This is a genomic window from Neolewinella litorea (assembly GCF_004803465.1).
In the GTDB taxonomy this organism is placed as follows: Bacteria; Bacteroidota; Bacteroidia; order Chitinophagales; family Saprospiraceae; genus Neolewinella; species Neolewinella litorea.
In genome coordinates this window covers 752,288-772,718 of record NZ_SRSF01000001.1, presented here as the reverse complement: position 1 = coordinate 772,718, position 20,431 = coordinate 752,288, and the positions used below count along the sequence as shown (strand labels likewise).

The following is a 20,431-nucleotide window of genomic DNA, read 5'->3' as shown; positions in this document are numbered from 1 at the left end:
CAGCCCGTGCGTACGCTAACCTTTATACTTTGTTGTTGTGGACTGGTGCTCGGCTGCTCGTCCGAGCGAACGGACGCCCTCGACGTGCCTGCGGACAAACTGTTTTCCTGGATGACCGCGCCGGGTGCCGCGACAACCGGAGTAGAATTCAGCAACGACCTGGACTATACTGACCAACTCAACCCCTATACCTACCGCAACTTCTACAACGGAGGCGGGGTGGGCATTGGCGACTTTAACAACGACGGGCTGGCGGATCTGTACTTCACCGGAAACCTGGTACAAAACCGCCTGTACCTCAACCGCGGCGACTGGCAGTTCGAGGACGTCACCGCCGCAGCCGGCGTAGGTGCGCCCGACAGCTGGAGCACCGGGGTGGCCGTAGCGGACATCAACGCCGACGGCTGGCAGGATATCTACGTCTGCAAGGCCGGCCCGCCCGCCGGGGAAGCAATTCCTGGCATGACGGGAGTACGCCACAACGAGCTATTCATCAATAACGGCGACGGAACCTTCACCGAATCCGCGACCGCCTACGGACTAGACGTCGTGGGCCTTTCGGTACACTCCGCCTTCTTCGACTACGACGGAGACGGTGATCTCGACTGCTACCTCCTCAATAACTCCACCCGAGCGACCACCGGTTATGACCTGAAGGAGGGGCTGCGCGACATCCCGGATCAGGAGGGCGGCAATCGACTGTACCGCAACCAACTGGTTGAAAGCGGAGAAAACCGTTTTACGGACGTCACGCAGGAGGCGGGCATCTACTCATCCAACATCGGCTTCGGTCTTGGCGTCACGGTGGGCGATATCAACCTTGACGGCTTTTCCGATCTCTTCATCAGCAACGATTACTTCGAGCGCGACTACCTCTACGTCAACCAGGGCAACGGCACATTTGTGGAAACCCTCCCCGGCCACCTGGCGGAGATCAGTAAGGGCAGCATGGGCGCCGATCTGGCCGATATCAACAACGACGGCCTGCCTGACCTTTTCGTAACCGAGATGCTGCCGGCCGACGACCGGCGATACAAGACCAAGGCCGCCTTCGACGGTTGGAACCGCTACCAGCTGTACCGGGATAAAGGCTACCACCAGCAGTTCAGTCGTAACGTACTGCAACTCAATCGCGGAAACGGATACTTTTCGGAAGTCGGTCGTCTTTCGGGGGTCGAGGCCACCGATTGGAGCTGGGGAGCGCTGTTGGCCGATTTTGACAACGACGGATGGCGCGACATATTCGTGGCGAACGGCACCGGCAAGGACCTGCTTGACCAGGATTACATCAACTTCAACGGCAACCCCGCCGCCGTGCGCCGGATGATCCACGAAGAAGGTAAAGGGATGACCGATCTGATCGACCTGATTCCTTCGGAACCGCTACCGAATGCCATCTTCCGTAACCGGGGCGACCTGACCTTTGAAGAAACCGCGCAAGCCTGGGGGCTCGATCAGCCCGGCTTCAGCAACGGATCCGCCTATGCGGACCTGGACAACGACGGCGACCTCGACCTCGTGATCAACAACGTCGATGCCGTAGCCGGCCTCTACCGCAACAACAGTAAGCGGGCCGGCAAGATGCTCCATCTTCGTTCCTCGATACCGGGTAATCCGGATGGCATCGGTGCCCGCCTGATATTACACCGCAGCGACAGCCTGGCCGGTTACGCTGAACTGCACCCCATGCGCGGATTTCAGAGTACGGTGGACAAACGGATTCACGCCCCCGGCCCCCTTGATTCGGTCACGGTGTACTGGTCGGACGGCCAAGCGGAAAGTTTTTCGCGCTTCGATACCGGATCGGTCGCGGCAGTCGTGCAGGGGGAGGGCAGGACGATTTCTGACCAGGCGCAGATCGCCCGCCCGGTAAAAACGGAAGCCCCCATGGTTCCCCAATGGCAACTCACGGACGCGACGGCTGGCGGGGCGGCTATCGTACACCGCGAAGACCCTGCCGTGGATTTCGACCGCGATCCCCTGCTGTTTATCGGCCTTAACAACGAAGGTCCGGCCCTGGCGGTAAGTGATTTGGAATCAGACGGTCGCCGGTATGTGTACCTCGGAGGAGCGGCCGGTGAAGCTGGCCGGCTTCTGCGAGGCCTTGCAGACGGAACCTTCGAAGCGGTAGCGCCGGAGATATTTGCTGAACGGTCCGCCGCGGAGAACGTGGCTGCTGCCTTCTTCGACGCGGACGGTGACGGTGATCAGGACCTCTACGTTGCCAACGGGAGTAATCAGTTCGGACCGGCCTCAGCCAATTTACTGGATGACTTGTACTTCAACCTCGGCGGCGGTCGGTGGCGCCGCAACGAACAGCTGCTGCCGCTGGGCTCACAGTTTGTGGCGAGCGGATGCGTAGCCGCGCACGATGTGGATGGCGACGGAGATACGGACCTGTTTGTAGGCGGCCGCCTGCGCCCCGGCACCTATGGCGTCCCCGCCACCAGCTACCTCTTGCTTAACGAAGGCGACGGCCAGTTCCGCCCTGCCGATCTCTCGGCGCTCGACCACCTGGGCATGATCACGGATGCCGTATGGGCCAATGTCGACGACGACCCGGAACTGGAGCTGGTGGTGGTCGGCGAATGGAGCCCCATCCGTTACCTGCACTTTTCACCAGACGGTGAATACCGCGAACTGCAGGTCGTAGCGGGAACGTCCGGATTGTGGCACGCCGTAGTGGCTACTGACCTAGACGGCGACGGGCGCGAGGACGTAGTGGCGGGTAACCACGGCCTGAACTCCCGGCTGACCGCCACCGCGGAACGGCCCCTGGAACTTTACGTGAACGATTTCGACGGCAACGGAAAGCCGGAACAGATTCTGACCCACTACGGCCCGGAGGGAATACCATTGCCGCTCGTATTGCGCGACGACCTGGTCAAGCAACTCCCCGGCCTACGCAAACAACTGCAACGCTACGCTGACTACCCCGGCAAGACGTTGCATGATCTGTTCGGGGCGAGCCTGCTGGAAAGATCCATCATCAACCGAGCCGAGGAACTGCGCTCAGTAGTTGTGCTGAATAGGGGTTCGGCGCCGGACGTTCACCCCCTGCCCACCGAGGTCCAGTTCGCACCCGTATACGCCATTGCTGCCGCCGATATCAACGGTGATGACGTACCCGACCTGCTACTGGCCGGCAACCAGTCGGTCGGACGACCGGAAGTGGGAATTTACGCCGCCGGATTCGGTGCCATGCTGCTTGGCCGGGGGGATGGAACGTTCATAACCGTAGAGCCCCAAAGCGCAGCCCTGTACCTTGCGGGCGACGTGCGGGCGATCGCCGTACTACCCGGACGTGAGACTGCCCCGCCGGCCTTTCTGATCGCGCGTTCGAATGGCCCGCTATCGAAATTGCAAACCATCACCAAATGAAGCCAACCCTTTTTCTCTGCTGCCTCATGCTCCTCGGCTTTTGCTGGTCGTGCCAGCCCAAGGACGAAAGCCCCGTCGGTCGCTACCGGTCTGCCGTTACTGAGGGGCTGAACGCCGATCTGGAAGCCAGGGAAACGGTGCTCGGCCTTAACCTCGGAATCACCGACACGGCCTACTTCGACCGCTGCACCGAATTGAACCGTCAGCAATTGATCACCATGGGCCGCGGGGGCACCGAGGCGGATCACCTGATGGAAAACGACCTTGACCGCCCGGCGAAATTGTCGTTCCGCCCCATCTTCACCCAGCAGAACCCGCGCATCGTCCAGGCTATGCAGACGGAATTTATTTACCAGGACTGGTCGCCCTGGAACAAGGCCGCGTACGCCGAGAACCTGCTGCCGGACGTGGCCGATTACCTCAGCCGGACCCTGTCCACCGAATTCATTGAACTGGAGCATCCCCAGCACGGCCGCACCTTCGCATCCGTTGACGGCAGTCGCCTGGTGGCCCTCTGGAAAGTGGACGACACGAGTGTGACGGCCATGATCGTTGATTTGTCTTCCCTGAAACGCGACCCGCTCGGGTTGGTACAGTGATGCGTGTATTCCATTTCACGAAGGTTTTGGCGGGTGCGCTGGTGCTGTACCTGTGGGCAGGATGCCAGGCCGATCCGGTTATCGAAAACAATGCTCCGCCCTGGGATGGTCAGCGAAGGTTCGAGGCCCTGGCCCCGGAGGTTTCGGGGGTTCTCTTTGCCAATACCCTGGACTTCGACGAGGACTTCAACATATACACTTACCGTAATTTCTACAACGGGGGTGGGGTAGCCCTGGGCGACGTCAACAACGACGGACTTACGGACATCTACCTGAGCGGCAACCGGGTAGCCAATCGACTGTTCCTCAACCGGGGGGACATGCGTTTTGAAGACGTAACCGAAACCGCCGGGGTAGGGGGACGGGCTGCCTGGAGTACGGGCGTAACCATGGCGGACGTAAATGCCGACGGTTTTCTGGACCTGTACGTATGCAACTCCGGTGACATCGACGGCGACAACCGCCGCAACGAACTGTTTATCAACCAGCAGGACGGCACCTTCCGGGAAGCCGCCGCCGAATTCGGTCTGGACAACGAAGGCCTGAGTACCCACGGGGTTTTCTTCGATTACGACCAGGACGGTGACCTCGATTTTTACCTCCTCAACAACAGTTACCAGGCTATCGGATCCTTTAATCTGGAGCGCAACGTACGCCCTGTCCGGGACTCCATCGGGGGTGATCGTCTGTACCAGAACCGTGATGGCTTCTTCTACGACGTGAGTGAGGAAGCGGGTATCTACGGCTCCATCATCGGCTTCGGACTGGGGGTTACGGTGGGCGACGTCGACAAGGACGGCTGGCCGGACATCTTCGTGAGCAACGACTTCTTCGAGCGCGACTACCTGTATATGAACAACGGCGACGGAACCTTCCGGGAAACCCTCACTGAAGCCATGCAGTCGATCAGTGCCGCCAGCATGGGGGCCGATCTGGCGGATATCGACAACGATGGATACAGCGAGCTCTTCGTCACCGAAATGCTGCCGGCCTCCAATCAGCGGATGAAGGAGGCCACCACCTTCGAAAACTGGAACCGCTACCAGTACAACCTGAAGAACGACTACTTCCACCAGTTTACCCGCAATGTGCTGCAGCGCAACAACCGCGACGGAACGTTCACCGAAATCGGGCGGCTAAGCGGCGTGGAGGCTACCGATTGGAGCTGGGGCGCGCTGATTTTTGACATGGACAACGATGGCTACAAAGACCTGTTCGTAGCGAACGGGATCTACCAGGACCTGACCAACCGGGACTTCCTGGACTACATCGCCGACGATGAATTCAAGCGAAAGGTGACGGCCACCGGCAAGGTCGACTTCAGTGTGTTGGTCGATGCCATCCCGTCCAATCCCGTGCGCAACTTTGCCTTTCAGAACCTGGGACCTGCGGGAGACTACCGCTTCCGGAACATGGCGCAGGAATGGGGTCTTGACCTGAAAGGTTTTAGCAATGGCGCCGCCTACGGTGACCTGGACAACGACGGCGACCTGGATCTGGTGATCAACAATACCAACGCCGCCGCGCTAGTCTACCGCAACCACAGCTCCGGTAATCACTGGCTGCAACTTGAACTGCGGGGGAAGGGCAATAACCCCTTTGCCGTGGGGGCCAAGGCCACGGTCGTATCCGGCGATCGGGAATTTTACCTGGAGCACATGCCCATGCGCGGCTTTGAATCCAGCATGCAGTATCGGCTGCACTTTGGACTGGGGGACATCGATTACATCGACCGCGTAGATATCGTATGGCCTAACGGCAAACAGTCCTCCCTGCCGGGGCCGGCCGTAGATCAATTGCTCATCGTTTCGGAGGCACAGTCGGCTACCTCCCCCGCGGAAAGCCCCCCACCACCGCCCCCGGCCCTGCTGCGGGACGTGGCACCCGCCCTCCGCGGCATCGACTTCGTGCACCGGGAGAACCGCTACAGCGACTTTGACCGCGACCCACTTATCTACCACATGCTGAGCGCCGACGGACCCGCGCTCTGTGCCGGTGATTTCAACCGCGACGGTCGAGAGGATTTCTACCTTGGGGGTGCGCGAGACCAGAGTGGAGGACTTTACGTCTCCGCCGGGGAAGGGTACCGCAGCCGGGCCACGGCAATGCTGGAAGCAGATAAAGTGAGCGAGGATGTAGCCTGTGCCTGCTTTGATGCGGACGGCGACGGCGACGAGGACCTGTACGTCGTCAGCGGGAGCAGTGAATTCGGTAACGCCTCCACCGCGCTGTTTGACCGACTGTACCTCAACGGACCCGGGGGGTGGACGAAAAGCACGCAGCTGCTGCCCTCCGCCCGCCAGACCTCTGCCGGAGGGGCGGTGGCGCCGTATGACATCGACGGCGACGGCGACCTGGACCTGTTTGTCGGCAGCCGCCTGCGCTCCGGCGTATATGGGGTACCGGCCGACAGCTACCTTTTGCTGAACGACGGCGACGGCAAATTTGAGGAGCAAACGGTTGAGAACCTGGGAATGGTGACCGCCGCCGGTTGGGTGGACCTGACGGGTGATAGCCGCAAGGAATTGCTGGTGGTAGGAGAATTCATGGCCCCGACGGCCTTTGCCTATGCTGACGGACAGTTGTCGAAAATCGAACTACCCGAGGAGATAGCTGAACTAACCGGCTGGTACACCGCCCTGGAGATTGCCGACCTGGATGGGGACGGCCGCGAGGACGTCGTGCTGGGCAATCACGGGCTGAACAGCCGGTTCCGCGCCACGGCCGACCGCCCCGTGATGATGCACGTCAACGACTTCGACGGTAACGGGTCGGCCGAGCAGGTCGTCTCCATGTACGAAGGCGACCGGGCGTACCCCACGCCGCTGCTCCACGACCTCGTGAAGCAAATGCCGGGTCTGCGGAAACGGTACCTGAAATACACCGACTTCGGAGACGAAACCATGGAAGACATTTTTGGAGCCGAACTGCTGGGCAAGAGCGTTTACTACGCGGCCACGGAATTTCGCTCACTCGTGCTGATGAACCACGGGGAAGGGGAGCTGGCCGTGCGCTTCCTACCCCACGCCGCGCAGGAAACCCCCGTTTACGCCATTGCGGTGGATGACGTAGATGCGGATGGGGATCCTGACCTGATTCTCGGCGGCAACTTTTACTACGTCAAACCCGAAATGGGTCGCTACGACGCCGGCCGCGGACTGTTGCTGCGCAACGACGGGCAGGGCAACTTTACGGCCGTGGACGCCGCGGAGAGTGGCCTCAAGATCCCCGGCGAAATCCGCGGTATCGCCGTGCTTAGTGACGGCCGGTATGTATTTGCAAGAAATAACGCCGCCCCGGCACTACTGGAACGATGAGGTGGGGGAGCGGAACCATCGTTGCACTGTCCCTGATCTCGGTGCTTTGCACCTGCGACCGTGCAGCAGAAGAGGCCCCGGCTCCCCTGTTTAAAGTGCGCCAGGGCACCGGCGTGAACAACATCAACGAACTGCGTCCCACGGAATCGCTCAACATCGTGGAATACCTCTACTACTACAACGGGGGCGGGGTAGCCGCTACCGACATCAGCGGCGACGGGCTTCCGGATCTTTATTTTACCAATAATCAACGCCCCAACGCCTACTTTATCAACGAGGGGAACTGGCGCTTCCGCGATGCTACCGAAGAAGCCGGCGTCGCTGGTGCCGGGCAGTGGTCGACCGGCGTAAGCGTCACCGACGTCAATGCAGACGGCCTGCCCGATATCTACGTCTGCAACGTCGATGGCTACAAGGGCCTGAGCGGCAAGAACGAACTTTTCGTGCAGCAGTCCGACGGTACCTTCCAGGACCGGGCAGCGAATTATGGACTGGACTTCGGGGGTTTCAACACCCAGGCGTACTGGTTCGATTATGACCTGGATGGAGACGAGGACGTCTACCTGCTGCGGCATTCCGTGCACAACGACGCGACCTACCGCGATGCGGCGGAGCGCGAGGTGCCGGATTCTCTGGCTGGGGACCGTTTGCTGCGCAACGAGGGAGAGAGCTTTCGGGATGTGACCCGGCAAATGGGCCTCTACTCCTCCCGCATCGGTTACGGACTGAGTGCGGCGGTGGCGGATTTCGATGGCAATGGGTACCCGGATATCTACGTCTGCAACGATTTCTCCGAGAATGACTACTACTACCTTAACCGGGCGGGTGAGACCTTTGAAGAAGTGATTCGGGAGCGCACCGGTCACACCTCGAATTTCAGCATGGGAAGCGACGTGGGGGACCTGGACAACGACGGACGGCCCGACCTCGTGACGCTCGACATGCGCCCCGAAAATGAAGAAGTGCTAAAAGCTACGGTCAGCGCCGAGCCGTATAACCTTTACCGGCTGAAGCGGCGGGCGGGTTACCACGACCAGTTGCCGCGCAATAACGTGCAGTGGAACCGCGGGGGAGGGAATTTCTCTGAAATCGGCGAAATGTCCGGACTGGCCGCCACCGACTGGAGCTGGTCGGTGCTCATCGAGGATTTCGACCTTGACGGCACCGACGAAATATTCGTGGCCAACGGCATTGAGCGGCGTCCGAATGACCTGGATTACCTGAAATTTATCAGCAGCGCTGTGGCCCGCAAAAGCAGCAATTTGGCCGTAGCCGAGATGATGCCTTCGGGGCACGTCCCCAACGTGGTCTTCAAGCGCGATACTGCTCTGCGCTACCGACCGGTCGAGTGGGGGCTCAGCTTCCACGGCAGCACCACGGGGGCGGCCACGGCGGACTTTGACGGCGATGGTGATCCCGATCTGGTGATCAATAACGTCAACGCCCCGGCAATCCTGTACGAGAATACGGTGCGGGATGGCCACCGGAAGCAGCCCGACAGCGCGGCTTCAAACAATACTCAAGGGCTGAAAGGGGGCCTGCGGGCACCGGGTGCGCGGGATGCGGTCACTCGAGCCCCCTTTATGATGGCGCGGCAGCGCGGGTTCCTCTCCCAGTCGGATTATGCCGGGCCGGGCACCCGGGCCCGTGGCGTTCCAGCTACAACGGCAGACTCTACGGCCTACGCAATCGTGGAATACGGCAGTGACGCCCCGATATCAGTACCGGGCGCGGACAACACTTTCGACCGCGACCCGCTGCAACCCTTCCCTGGCGCCGTGCCTGATGGTAAACCGGAGTACACCCTGCAGGTGGAGACTGCGGACCTTCGGGTAGAGGCCGGCATGTGGCTACCGATTCGCATCGGCCGAAGGGTAGACGGACAGTGGGCGTACGAAGTAGTGGAGGGTACGCGCGGTTGGTGGCAGTCGCTGGCGATTGTCGGGGAAGCGGGCCGGGAAGAAATTCTGGCGGGAAATTGGGGGTGGAACAGTTCACTGGGGGAGCCAACCAGCGCGGAGCCCCTGCGTCTTTACCTCGTAGACGTGGATGGCAACGGGCGAAGGGATCCGTTGATCACCTACGTGCGGGGAGGGAAGGAATACACCCTGGCAGACAAGGACGAGCTGGCCGGTCAATTCCCCGCCTGGCGGCGCAATAACCTCAGTTACGCCGACTTCAGTCGCCGGGGCTTCCGCGAGAACTTCCCCAACCTGGAGGTGGAGCCGCTGCAGGCGGAAAACCTGGCTCACGTGCGGATCGTGCGGAATACGGAGGGCGAATGGGCAGCGCAATCCTTACCGGTAGCTACCCAGCTCACGCCAATTAATTCAATTTTGCCGACGCCCTCCGGTTACCTCCTGGCGGGCAACAAGCTCGACGTACTGCCGCGGGTAGGTCGGCAGGATGCGGCAGCCCTGCAGCTCCTGCGGCCGGACGGCAGGGTGGAGTTTATTGATCTTGGTCCCGGCTACAATCATCGCGAGGCCCGCCATATCCGGATCGCCGGCCGGGACCGGTACCGGATCGATTTCGCGGACGGCGCGTGGGTAGTGCTGCGGCTGCCGTAGTTTCGTGGCCTCCATACAATATGATCCAACGTTCGGCTTCCCTTCTCCGCACCCGTATCGGGGTTTCCCTGGCTTTCGCCATCAATGGGCTGGTGTACGCCAACTGGACGAGCCGGCTGCCGAGGCTGCAGGAATTGTACGGAATCGATAACGGGGAGACGGGTTTCGTCCTTACGTCCCTCGCCCTGGGAGCGCTCGTGGCGATGCCGCTGGCGGGTTTTCTGATCGTGCGTAGCGGCAGTCGTCGATTGGCCATCATTTCCACCCTTGTATTCGTGCTGAGCGTGCCCCTGATGGCGTACATGCCCAACTACTGGGCCTTATTGGCGGTAGTGCCCCTGATCGGGATTTCCACCGGCGTGATGGACGTCGCGGTGAACGCGCAATCGGTAGAGGTGGAGAAGCTGTGGGGTAAGCCCATCACTTCTTCCTTTCACGCGTGCTTTTCGGGGGGCATGTTCGTGGGGGCCGGATCCGCGGCCGGGTTTATATCGCTGGGTCTCGATCTGGGTCCTCATCTTTTGACGGTCAGCCTGATCAGTATGCTGGTGTCGGTATACGCCTTGCGCCATTTTCTGCAGGATCGCCCCGGTCCGGTGGCCGACGCAGGGGGCAATTCGGGTAGCAAGTTCACCTTCGCCATCGTGTTGCTCGGACTGGCCTCCCTTTGTACCATGGTGGGGGAGGGGGCCATGGCAGATTGGACGCCGCTCTACATGACCCGGGTAACGGGCAGTCCTGAGGTCCTCGCCCCGCTGGCGCAGGCTTCCTTCAGTGGTGCCATGTTCCTGGGCAGGGCCTTCGGGGATTTTGGCCGCAGCCGCCTGGGGTCGCGGACTATCGTGGTCAGCGGTGCGGCCCTGGCACTGATCGGGGTCAGCCTGGCCATCCTGATTCCGCTTCCGGGCGTGGCGATTGCCGGATTTGGACTGGTGGGCCTGGGCTTGTCAAATATTGTACCGGTGGTGTTCAGTCAGGCCAGCAAGGTTCCGGGGCTGCGACCCGGCGTGGGCATCAGTTCGGTCAGCACGATCGGATACGCAGCCTTTCTGTTCGGACCGCCCGTGATCGGCTTCGTCTCGGACTTCCAGAGCAGTCGGCTGCCGGAGGGCCTGCCGCTGCTTCCGGGAGTAGAAGGGTTACGGGTGGGCCTGGGCGTAGTAGCTCTGCTGATGTTGGTGCTGGTGGTCATTACTACTTTTTACCTGCGGGTGGAAGATTAAGCGCAAGCACCGACATTCCTTACCTTTTGGCTACATTTGCGCCGGATAACGTACAAAAATCAAAACCGATGAAATTCAGTATTGACAAGCAGGAACGCTACAGCGTCATCAAGCCCGAGGATGAAAATCTCAACTCCGCCGTTGCGCCGCAGCTCAAATCCGAATTCGTCATTCTCGCCAACGAAGGGATCACGAACCTTATCCTGGACTTGAGCCTCGTCAAGTACGTTGACTCCTCCGGCCTGAGTGCCATCCTTACGGCGCGTCGCCTGTGGAGCAACCTCGGCACCTTCGTGGTGACAGGTATAGAGCACGCCGCCGTCAAGCGGTTGGTCGAAATCAGCAAGGTCGACACCGTGCTGACCATTCTGCCGACAAAGAGCGAAGCAGTGGACTTCATTTTCATGGAGGAACTGCAGCGCGATATGCAGGCCGAACCCGGCGACGAATAGCCGGATTGCGCTTCGGACTTACTATCCTGGGCTCGAACGGAGCTGTACCAAGCGCGAGTCGTTATGCTTCAGGGCACCTCCTGCACAGTGAATCGACCGACGTACTGGTAGACTGCGGGGAGGGAACCCAACTCCGGCTACAGGCCGCGGGGGCGTCCGTGGGCCGCATCAGCCTTATCCTGATTTCGCATTTGCACGGCGACCACTACTTCGGGCTGCCGGGGCTACTGACCAGCCTGGCCCTCTCCGGGCGTACAGCACCATTGCGCATCCTGAGTCCACCCGGACTGCGTGACCGCCTTGCCCCGTTGCTGGAACTGGATCGCTACGGAATGCCTTTCCCGCTGGAATTTATCGAGCATGCGGCCGACGACATGACGCTCGTCGCGGAAGTAGGCGAACTCGAGGTCTACGCTTTCCCGCTACGCCACCGCATTGTGACCAACGGGTACCTTCTCCGGGAAAAGCCCCGCCCCGCCACAATTTTGAAGGACATGATCGAGGCTCACTCCATCCCCTATGCTGCAATTCCCACTATCAAGCAGGGGAGTGGCTATACCACCGCGGAAGGCCGGTTTATACCGCACGGAGAACTCACGGCACCCGCGCCCCCGCCCCGCAGCTACGCCTACTGTTCGGATACTCTATACTTTCCAGAGCTAAGCAATTACGTCCAAGGGGTTGACCTGCTGTACCACGAAGCAACCTTCTTGCACGACATGGCGGTTGAGGCGGCGGAAAAGGGGCACGCTACGGCCCATCAGGCGGCGCTCGTGGCCCGCAACGCCGACGTCGGACAGCTTATTCTGGGACACTTCAGCGCCCGGTACCGCAACGTGGATGAGCACGAGCGCGAGGCACGGGCGGTGTTCCCCGCATCCACCGCCGCCCGTGATCTGTACCGCTTCACGGTACCCTTCACCGAACGGAATAGTGAGTAGGGAACAAATTGATGGGTAGTTGCTACCTTGGCGAGAACTAGAACATCAATCATGCGCCATACCTTTTCTCTCCTGCTTTGCCTTGTGGCCGTATCGTGTTACGGGCAAATTACGGACCCCAAAGCCACGGAATATTACGAACCGGTACCGCCGAAGGTCAAGCCCGGCAATCAACTCGGTGACCCCCCCGCCGACGCGATCGTGCTGCTTGGCGAAGGAGCCGACGCCAGCGAATGGGTGAGCGCCAACGGCGGTGGCCCGGCCGAATGGACGAAAGAAGGTAACACCCTGGTGGTCAATCCCGGGTCCGGCGATATTGCTACCCGCCGCAAGTTCGGCGACATGCAACTTCACGTGGAATGGAAGTCGCCGGCCGAACCCGATAAGGAAGGACAGCAACGCGGCAATAGCGGTATCTTCCTACAGAACCGCTACGAAATCCAGGTGCTGGAAAGCGAAGGCAGCGATACTTACACCAACGGCCAGGCCGGATCGGTCTACAAGCAAACGCCACCGCTGGTGAATGCGCTGAAGCCGCAGGGCGAGTGGCAGAGCTACGACATCATCTACAATGCGCCCCACTTCAACGACGACGGCATGCTAATCCGGCCCGCCTACGTCACCCTGCTCATGAACGGCGTGGTGGTCCTGAACCACTTCGAGGTCAAAGGCCCCACCGAGTACATCGGTTTACCCCATTATGTGGCCCACGGCGACGACGTGATCAAGCTACAGGACCACAGCAACAAGGTCGCCTACCGCAACATCTGGGTGCGGGAGCTTTAGCCCGTCGCGCCGGTGAATATTCTGATCTGCCCCGATAAATTCAAGGGAAGCCTTACGGCCGAAGCTGCCGCCCGGGCAATGTCCCGGGGGGTGCGGCGTGCCTTGCCCCACGCAGACATAAACGTGCAGCCCCTTGCCGACGGGGGCGAAGGGAGTCTTGCCCTGCTGGCCCGGCGGCCGGGGATGAAGCGCCGTCGCCTGACGGTGGCCGGCCCCCTGCGCCGTCCGCTCGATGCCGAATACCTGCTCGGCAACGGGCGGGCCGTAATCGAATCAGCCACCGCCTGCGGGCTGCACCTGGTACCGGGGCCCCGCCGCGATCCGCGCAACACTACTACGGTGGGTGTTGGAACCTTGATTGACGACGCGCTGGCCCGTGGTGCCACGGATATTACCCTGCTGTTGGGTGGTAGCTCCACCAGCGACTGCGGGGCCGGAATGGCGGCTGCCCTGGGCTATCGATTCATCAGCAAGCAGGGCTACGATTTCGTACCCATGGCGGACAGTCTGAAATTCGTTGACCGGATCATTACCGAGGGTCGCCACCCCGGGCTCGCCAAAGCCACCATCACGGCCCTCTGCGACGTCGATAACCCACTATTGGGCCCCGAGGGCGCCACTTATACCTACGCCCGCCAGAAGGGCGCCACGGACGACGATCTGCCTACGCTGGAAAGCAACCAGGCGCATTTTGCCGATTGCATAGCAGACCAATTGAAGGTTGACGTTCGCCACCTCAAGGGTGCGGGTGCCGCCGGTGGCCTGGGGGCGGGAGCCGTGGCCTTTCTCGGCGCGCGACTGGAAAGCGGGGTAGACGGCCTGTTCGCAGCTGTAGGGTTCGAAAAGCTGGCCCGGCATGCCGACCTGATACTGACGGGGGAAGGAAAAATCGATAGCCAAACCTTACATGGTAAAGTAGTTGCTGGAGTCCTGCGTCATCACCGGCCAACCGTCGCGGTTTGCGGCACCTCGGAACTCTCCGCTTCCGAGCTTGGCGCGGAAGCCATCCTCGCCCTGGACCGAAAGGGCGTGAGCAAGGAGGAAAGTATGTTGCGCGCCGCGGAACTGCTCGAGGAAACGGTTTACGACTACCTGGCCAACCGCCACGGAAAGGTGGGCGGGGATGATACAACTCCCCGAACATGAATACCCGCACACTGGGCTTATTCCTCGGGCCGCTACTGTTTATCGCCTGCCAGTTGTTCCTGCGCCCCGAAGGTCTTCCCCCGGCGGGCACGGCCGTACTGGCCACTACGGTCTGGATGGCAGTCTGGTGGGTGACGGAGGCGGTGCCCATCGCGGTTACCGCCCTTCTGCCGATTGTGCTTTTTCCGCTGTCGGGAGCGGCCGACCTGGATGTTACCACGGCTGGTTACGGACACCGCTACGTGTTCCTTTTCCTGGGTGGCTTCCTCATTGCGATGGCCATCGAGAAGTGGAACCTGCACCGGCGTATCGCCCTGGGCGTCATTGCCCTGATCGGTTCCAACGTGCGCATGATCATCCTGGGGGCCATGGCGGCCACCGCCCTGCTTTCCATGTGGATCTCCAATACGGCCACTGCCGTCATGATGCTCCCCATCGCCACAGCCATCGCCGCCCACCTGGGCGACGACCCCTCCACGCAAGTGAACGAGAACCAGCAATTCGGCAAGGCCCTGATGCTGGCCGTGGCGTATAGCGCCTCCATCGGGGGCATGGCTACCCTTATCGGGACCCCGGTCAATCTGGTTTTCGCGGGCGTGGTCCGGGAAGCATTTGGCGTCGAGATCAGTTTCGCGCGCTGGTTCATGTTGGGCTTTCCCATTGCCGTGATACTGCTGCTGATGTGTTGGTGGTATCTAACACGGGTGGCTTTCCGCTTCGAGCAGCGGGCCTTTCGCGGCGGGCGGGAAGAGGTGCGCCGTCAGTTGGCCGCTTTGGGGCCTATGTCCGCCGAGGAAAAAAAGGTGCTGGCGGTTTTCAGCGTCACGGCCCTGGCCTGGATCTTTCGGACCAGCGTACTGGAACGGTTTCTGCCCGGCTTTGATGATCCGATCATCGCGATCATAGGGGGTATTGCCCTCTTTCTGGTGCCTGGCCCCGGGGGCGACGACCGGGCCCTGCTCGAATGGTCGGAGGCGGTGAAGTTGCCCTGGGGTATCATTTTGCTGCTGGGTAGCGGATTTGCCCTGGCGGCCGGTTTTGGCGTGAGTGGACTGGCGGAATACATCGGAGCATCCCTGCGAATACCGGAGGGCGTGGGATTGCTAGTGGTGGTCCTGGCGGTCACCGCGGCCGTTAACTTTATGACGGAGATTACGAGCAACGTGGCCACCACCTCGATGCTTATGCCGGTATTAGCGGCGGCCGCACTGCCCCTAGGCGTTCACCCCTTCACCCTGATGGTGCCGGCCTGCCTGGCCGGCACCTGTGCCTTCATGCTGCCGGTAGCCACGCCCCCCAACGCGGTGGTATTCGGGTCGGGGTACCTGACGATACCGGACATGGTGCGCGCCGGACTTTGGCTCAACCTGATTTCCATTCTGGTCATAGCGCTGGTGTGCTACTTCGCCCTGCCGTGGCTGTGGGAGTTTAATGCCACCAGTTTACCCACCTGGATCGGGGGGGCAGCCGAGTAATGGTAGCCGGGGTGGCGACAGTGGATAGAAACCCCTAAACCCTCCCGCCCCAATCGGACGTTATAGCAACAAATCTTCTACCATGCGTATCCTGCTTTCTCTGGCCCTGCTTTTCGTACTGGCCTGCAACTCCACTTCCCAGACCACCGCGTCGAGTTCCGACGTCGCGGCCGGGGTTACGCCGGATTTGCCCGAATACCGCTACGACCCCCCGGCGCAGCCTGGCGAGATAAACAGGATTGACACCACCACCAAATACTGGAAGAGCATCCTAACCGACCAGGAGTTTCACGTTCTGCGGGAAGACGGGACCGAGCCCAGCTTCAGCAGTCCACTTAATGACGTAAAGGAAGCCGGCGTATTCGCCTGCCGTGCTTGCGGACTGCCGCTGTTCAGCAGCAGTACAAAATTTGAGTCCGGCACAGGTTGGCCAAGTTTTTACGAGCCGATCAATTCACTCTATATCCAGCAGGATGTGGACCGCAAGTTTGGTATGGAGCGCGTAGAGGTAAGCTGCGCCCGCTGTGGGGGGCACCAGGGCCACGTCTTTCCCGACGGTCCGGAACCCACCGGTTTACGCTACTGCATCAATGGCGCGGCGCTCAATTTTGTGCCCGAAGCCGATCTGTAAAACGTATATTTGCCGCCCCGCCGCCGGGCGCCGGGAAGCAGCCCCATAGTTCAAGGGATAGAACGTTGGTTTCCTAAACCGAAAATGCAAGTTCGAGTCTTGCTGGGGCTACTCCGTTTGGCTGCCATCCGCCGAACATTTGGGTAGGAAAGGGTTTACATCAGATATTGTACCGACGAGAGGGTTTAACCTTTCGGCCACGGTTACGAGTCTATTCTTTGTCTCCTCTTTCGTCTAACTACCTAATAACATGAAACACCTTTACTTTCGTATCAGCCTCGCGCTGATGCTGCTCCCCCTTATCGGTGCGGCGCAGAACCCATGTCTGACCTCCCCCAGCAAGGCGCTGCAGTCCTATCTCAACAACTTCAAAACGACGGTCGAAGTCGGGGAAACCTACTCCGACTGCGTGAAGATTGCTGGAAATAATTCCGGTAGCCTCGGCATCCAGCAGGTGCAAGGTGAAGGTACGCTGGCTACCATTACGGTTTATCCTAGTATCGACGGTGCCCCCGTTGTTGTCCCTATTGAACAAGGAACTTTTATCCCGCCCATCCCGCTTCCCTCGGGCGATTTCGGCATAACCGTCGACCTGTTTGCCGTAGGAAGCGTACAGTTGATTTACTCGCGCCCGCAGGGCAACAGTGGTCAAATTAAGACCGATATCATCACCATTAACATCGTTGCCAGTTCGGCATTCCCGGTAACCTGGACAAAGGATCTTTCCTACCGGCCCGCGGGGGAAAATGTGGTGTTCGACTGGTCGGTCGCCGATGAGGTTGACGTACGCGGTTACCTGCTTGAAGCCGACCATGGCAATGGATTCGAATCGGTAGCGGAGATCGCTTTCCTGGACAATGGATTGCTGGAAAAAAATTACTCCGCTGTCCAGCCGTGGCCAAGTGAAGGGGCTTACTACCGCGTGAAACAAATGGACTACGCCGGTACCTTCAGCTTAAGCAACATGGTGTTCGTCCCCGGCCAGACCGGTGCGGAATCCTTAGCCCTGTTCCCCAATCCCGCCAATACGTCGGTACGCGTCGTTCTTCCCCAGCAAGCTTCGGCCGTAGCCCTTTATCAGGCAAGCGGACAGCGCGTGGGTGTGTATACGGCGGAGGAAGCCAGTCGGGGCATCGATGTCCAGATGCTGCCGGTCGGAATGTACCTGGTACGGCCCCTGGGGTCTGCGCCATCTGCATCGCAGCGGCTGCTCATTCAGCACTGAATGGTCCCCTTGGGGGTCAGTGGGAAGCCGTGAATTACTGCGGTGGTCGGTGGCCCCAGGTTTCGTAGATGGGGTCGCCCTTACTGCTGAGGCCCATGTGGTGCCACTCGTCATTGCGGATCTTGAAGTCGAAGCTGAGCTGGTCGCCGACCCGCTGCGGGTCGCGACTGAAAAATTCGATCCGTTCTATGTACTGGGGTTCGTCGGCCGAATAGGTTCCTCCGCCAGTGCCGAGCATTTCGCGCGTTTCGGTATTGTAGGCGATCCACTGAAAGCGGCTGCCGGACAAAATCTTCATCGTGCGCCGTGGACCGGTGGGTTCGCGGCGCCGCATTTCCCCATCCTGCTTGCGTCCGGTAATTTGCCAGGCACCGGCGAGTGGACCTGTTCCGTCGTCTACACGCTGCCAGACCTTGTCGTTGTTGAAGACCAACAGGCTTCCGTTCACCATGTACGGCATGGCGCGGGTGATCCCGACATTCTCGGGTACCGAGCTGTCCCATTCGTAAGTTACGTGGAGGGTATCACCGGCCACCTCATAGGACCCGCCCAGGGTAGCCAGAAAAGCTTTGTCTTCCTGGTTGTAGGCGGTCATGACGAAATAGCCGTCCTGGATGATCATGGATAGTTCGTTGGTTTTCCCTTCGGCTCCGGCGAAGGCCGACTGCCAGGCCCCTTCCAGGCCCCCGTCAGCGGACTGTCCAAAGGTCAACAGTGGATTTAGCAATAGTAGAAAAAGGAAATACTTCATTGCGGTAGTTTGTAGGCTCAGAACGGTACCGGGGTAGGCTTCGTTGTATCTTCGTTGCCAAACAATAATACGGCATACGTTATTTAGCTTGTACCGGCCGCGCGATCCCGCACACTCCGGTCATTCTTTACCTACCAAACCTATGGGACTACGTAAAAAAGCCCGCCTCATCATCTATCGTTTTCGTGAGCGGGGCCTGGAGGTCTTCCTTACCCAGCAATCCGAGCGCTGGGGGCTTCCCGGGGGCGATCTGAACATGGATAATCCCGACCTGATTGAGCTGGAACCCGCTGACGACCGCGAGGAAGCCGTTGCCGTGGAGGGCGACTGGCACGAGATCCCTAGCTTGAAGCAGATGCTTTACGAAGATGCCGGCGAGTTGAAAGACCGCCTGATGGAAATTGAATCCGGTACCTTTCTCACCGTCAAGGAAGCCCTGAAGAGCCATTTGAGTCCCGGCCAGGTACAGTTCTTGCGGGAGTTACTTGAGGTCGTTACGGATCGTAATTCCGTCAGGGACATCTGATAACCAGGATCCGGGCCCGGTACAGCGGTTCGGAATCTACCCGGCACCCGCGCTCCGCCGCCCCGATACTGTCGCGCCGAAGGTCCTGATTTGGTCGGGGTGCCGTCAATACATCATACAACCAATGTTCCTCTCCGGACCCGTAAACGCCATACGGTTTCCGTACCGACGCCTGACCCTTTTCGGACGTTACCGGATGGATGCGCAAGTAATAATCGACCACCGGTTCTGCGAGGGGGTGAACGCGGTACGCGCCCTCCTTTGCCGCCTCCGCCAGTTTCGCACCGTCGCTGAAAGTAATGGGCTGCCGGAAATACCGGAGGCTGTGGCTCCCATCCAATGCGATCAGCGTCAAAACCACCAGACCTGCCCGGGTGACGCGACTACTCTTTCGCCAAAGTCGTTGGGCTGCCAGTCCTGCGATAAGCCATAAACCCGGCAGAGCGAAGAGCATTAACCGGTCGATAAGGCTGTAATACCTTAAACCGGATACCACCAGCACAATGCCCAGCGGCAAAAGCAGCCAGGCGTGGCGCGGCCGCGGGAGCCATCCGACCACCAACAGCAAGGCTCCCCAGATTAGGGCCACCGCCGTTACCCCGAAAGTCAGCCGCATTAAACCCCACCCGATGCGGCCAAACTGCTCGAGGGCTGCCAGGGTGTCGGGCCACGGCAGGAAATAGTCCTGGTGGAAACTGTTGAGGTAGCCGCTGCCCACGGACGGCCGCAACACCGTGAAGTACAGCAAGCCGAAGGACAACAGCCAGGCGACGATCGGAAACACCCACCGGCGATCGTGGTAGAGTCCGCGCAGGCCGACCGCTGCCAGGACGAAAACGGCCGGCAACGACAGCCAGGGGGCAACCATGCCTGCTATTGTCCACATGATTAATTGCCTGCGGGAGGTTGCGATAGACGTGACGATGCCCAGGACCAGCAGTCCGGCACCAACGCCCAAATCCAGTCCGTACGGCTTGAGTTCGGTGACGTAGCGCAGGGCGGCGGGATTAACGAAGAGCAAGAGCAGGGGTACGGCCGTGAAGTAACCCAAACGGAGGTGGATTCCGGCCCGCCAAAGGGCGCAGACCGCCAGCAGTCCACCCGCAAAGGCTGGCAGGCGCAGCACCAGTTCGCGGTAACCGAAAAGCTCACCCAGAATTTTCGTCAGCACCAGATAGAGTGGGGGAGCGTACTGGGCGTGATCGAGTGGCTGGAACAGTTCGGCGTAGCTGCGGTCAAAGAGGTTGCGCGCCACGTTGGCCTCGTCGATGAACAGTGGGCGGTTGTACCCCAAATTGATCAGCCAGAGCATACCGCCCAGGGCGGTTACGGAAAGCAGAACAGCGCGTCGGCTGGGGTAGGGTGGGATGGCTCCGAGGATTGGGTGAGGACGCAATAAACGACAAAA

At 60.3% G+C, this 20,431-nt stretch carries 15 protein-coding genes and 1 tRNA gene; 14 read left to right on the top strand and 2 right to left on the bottom strand.

The annotated features are described in order from the left end of the window. The first annotated feature begins 6 nt into the window (after nt 1-6). The 13 genes from E4021_RS03270 to E4021_RS03210 all read left to right on the top strand — a co-directional run bounded on the left by E4021_RS03270 (nt 7) and on the right by E4021_RS03210 (nt 17,746). Nucleotides 7-3,381, top strand: coding sequence for a VCBS repeat-containing protein (locus tag E4021_RS03270; RefSeq protein ID WP_136456472.1), 3,375 nt, complete (start codon nt 7-9; stop codon nt 3,379-3,381). Next, on the top strand, nt 3,378-3,980 hold the full coding sequence (locus E4021_RS03265) for a hypothetical protein (protein ID WP_136456471.1): 603 nt from the start codon (nt 3,378-3,380) through the stop codon (nt 3,978-3,980). Before E4021_RS03270 ends, E4021_RS03265 begins: the two co-directional genes overlap by 4 nt. Beyond that, nucleotides 3,980-7,297, top strand: coding sequence for a CRTAC1 family protein (locus E4021_RS03260; RefSeq protein WP_136456470.1), 3,318 nt, complete (start codon nt 3,980-3,982; stop codon nt 7,295-7,297). The genes E4021_RS03265 and E4021_RS03260 overlap by 1 nt, the downstream gene beginning before the upstream one ends. Beyond that, nucleotides 7,294-9,867 carry an FG-GAP repeat domain-containing protein gene (locus E4021_RS03255; protein WP_136456469.1) on the top strand — a complete coding sequence of 858 codons (2,574 nt, stop codon included), beginning with the start codon at nt 7,294-7,296 and terminating at the stop codon, nt 9,865-9,867. Before E4021_RS03260 ends, E4021_RS03255 begins: the two co-directional genes overlap by 4 nt. Before the next feature lie 20 nt (nt 9,868-9,887). Beyond that, nucleotides 9,888-11,090 carry an MFS transporter gene (locus E4021_RS03250; RefSeq protein WP_136456468.1) on the top strand — a complete coding sequence of 401 codons (1,203 nt, stop codon included), beginning with the start codon at nt 9,888-9,890 and terminating at the stop codon, nt 11,088-11,090. A gap of 68 nt (nt 11,091-11,158) precedes the next feature. Beyond that, entirely contained in the window at nt 11,159-11,542 is a 384-nt protein-coding gene (locus E4021_RS03245) for an STAS domain-containing protein (RefSeq protein ID WP_136456467.1), read from the top strand. A gap of 5 nt (nt 11,543-11,547) precedes the next feature. Next, the gene (locus E4021_RS03240; RefSeq protein ID WP_168797446.1) at nt 11,548-12,483 is read left to right on the top strand and encodes a ribonuclease Z; all 936 of its coding nucleotides are present in this window, start codon (nt 11,548-11,550) and stop codon (nt 12,481-12,483) included. A gap of 51 nt (nt 12,484-12,534) precedes the next feature. After that, entirely contained in the window at nt 12,535-13,269 is a 735-nt protein-coding gene (locus tag E4021_RS03235) for a 3-keto-disaccharide hydrolase (RefSeq protein WP_136456465.1), read from the top strand. 12 nt (nt 13,270-13,281) lie between these two features. Then, nucleotides 13,282-14,415 carry a glycerate kinase family protein gene (locus tag E4021_RS03230; RefSeq protein WP_136456464.1) on the top strand — a complete coding sequence of 378 codons (1,134 nt, stop codon included), beginning with the start codon at nt 13,282-13,284 and terminating at the stop codon, nt 14,413-14,415. Further along, nucleotides 14,412-15,890, top strand: a complete 1,479-nt coding sequence (locus tag E4021_RS03225) for an SLC13 family permease (RefSeq protein ID WP_136456463.1) — start codon at nt 14,412-14,414, stop codon at nt 15,888-15,890. The genes E4021_RS03230 and E4021_RS03225 overlap by 4 nt, the downstream gene beginning before the upstream one ends. A gap of 82 nt (nt 15,891-15,972) precedes the next feature. Continuing rightward, nucleotides 15,973-16,521: a peptide-methionine (R)-S-oxide reductase MsrB gene (msrB, locus tag E4021_RS03220; RefSeq protein ID WP_136456462.1), complete on the top strand. Its 549-nt coding sequence runs from the start codon at nt 15,973-15,975 to the stop codon at nt 16,519-16,521. A 39-nt stretch (nt 16,522-16,560) separates the two neighbouring features. Beyond that, nucleotides 16,561-16,632, top strand: a tRNA-Arg gene (locus E4021_RS03215). Between the two features lie 139 nt (nt 16,633-16,771). Next, nucleotides 16,772-17,746 (top strand): T9SS type A sorting domain-containing protein, encoded by a 975-nt coding sequence (locus E4021_RS03210; protein WP_136456461.1) that lies wholly within the window; start codon nt 16,772-16,774, stop codon nt 17,744-17,746. 34 nt (nt 17,747-17,780) lie between these two features. Here E4021_RS03210 and E4021_RS03205 read toward each other — a convergent pair whose 3' ends face one another. Next, entirely contained in the window at nt 17,781-18,497 is a 717-nt protein-coding gene (locus E4021_RS03205) for a membrane or secreted protein (protein WP_136456460.1), read from the bottom strand. Nucleotides 18,498-18,639: 142 nt separating this feature from the next. Between E4021_RS03205 and E4021_RS03200 the strand changes: the two genes are divergently transcribed. After that, a complete protein-coding gene (locus tag E4021_RS03200; protein WP_136456459.1) occupies nt 18,640-19,023 on the top strand; it encodes a hypothetical protein in 384 nt (127 codons plus the stop codon). Here E4021_RS03200 and E4021_RS03195 read toward each other — a convergent pair. Then, complete coding sequence (locus E4021_RS03195; RefSeq protein ID WP_136456458.1) at nt 19,010-20,419, bottom strand: glycosyltransferase family protein; 1,410 nt, start codon at nt 20,417-20,419, stop codon at nt 19,010-19,012. The two genes, E4021_RS03200 and E4021_RS03195, sit on opposite strands and share 14 nt — an antisense overlap. Between the last annotated feature and the right edge of the window lie 12 nt (nt 20,420-20,431).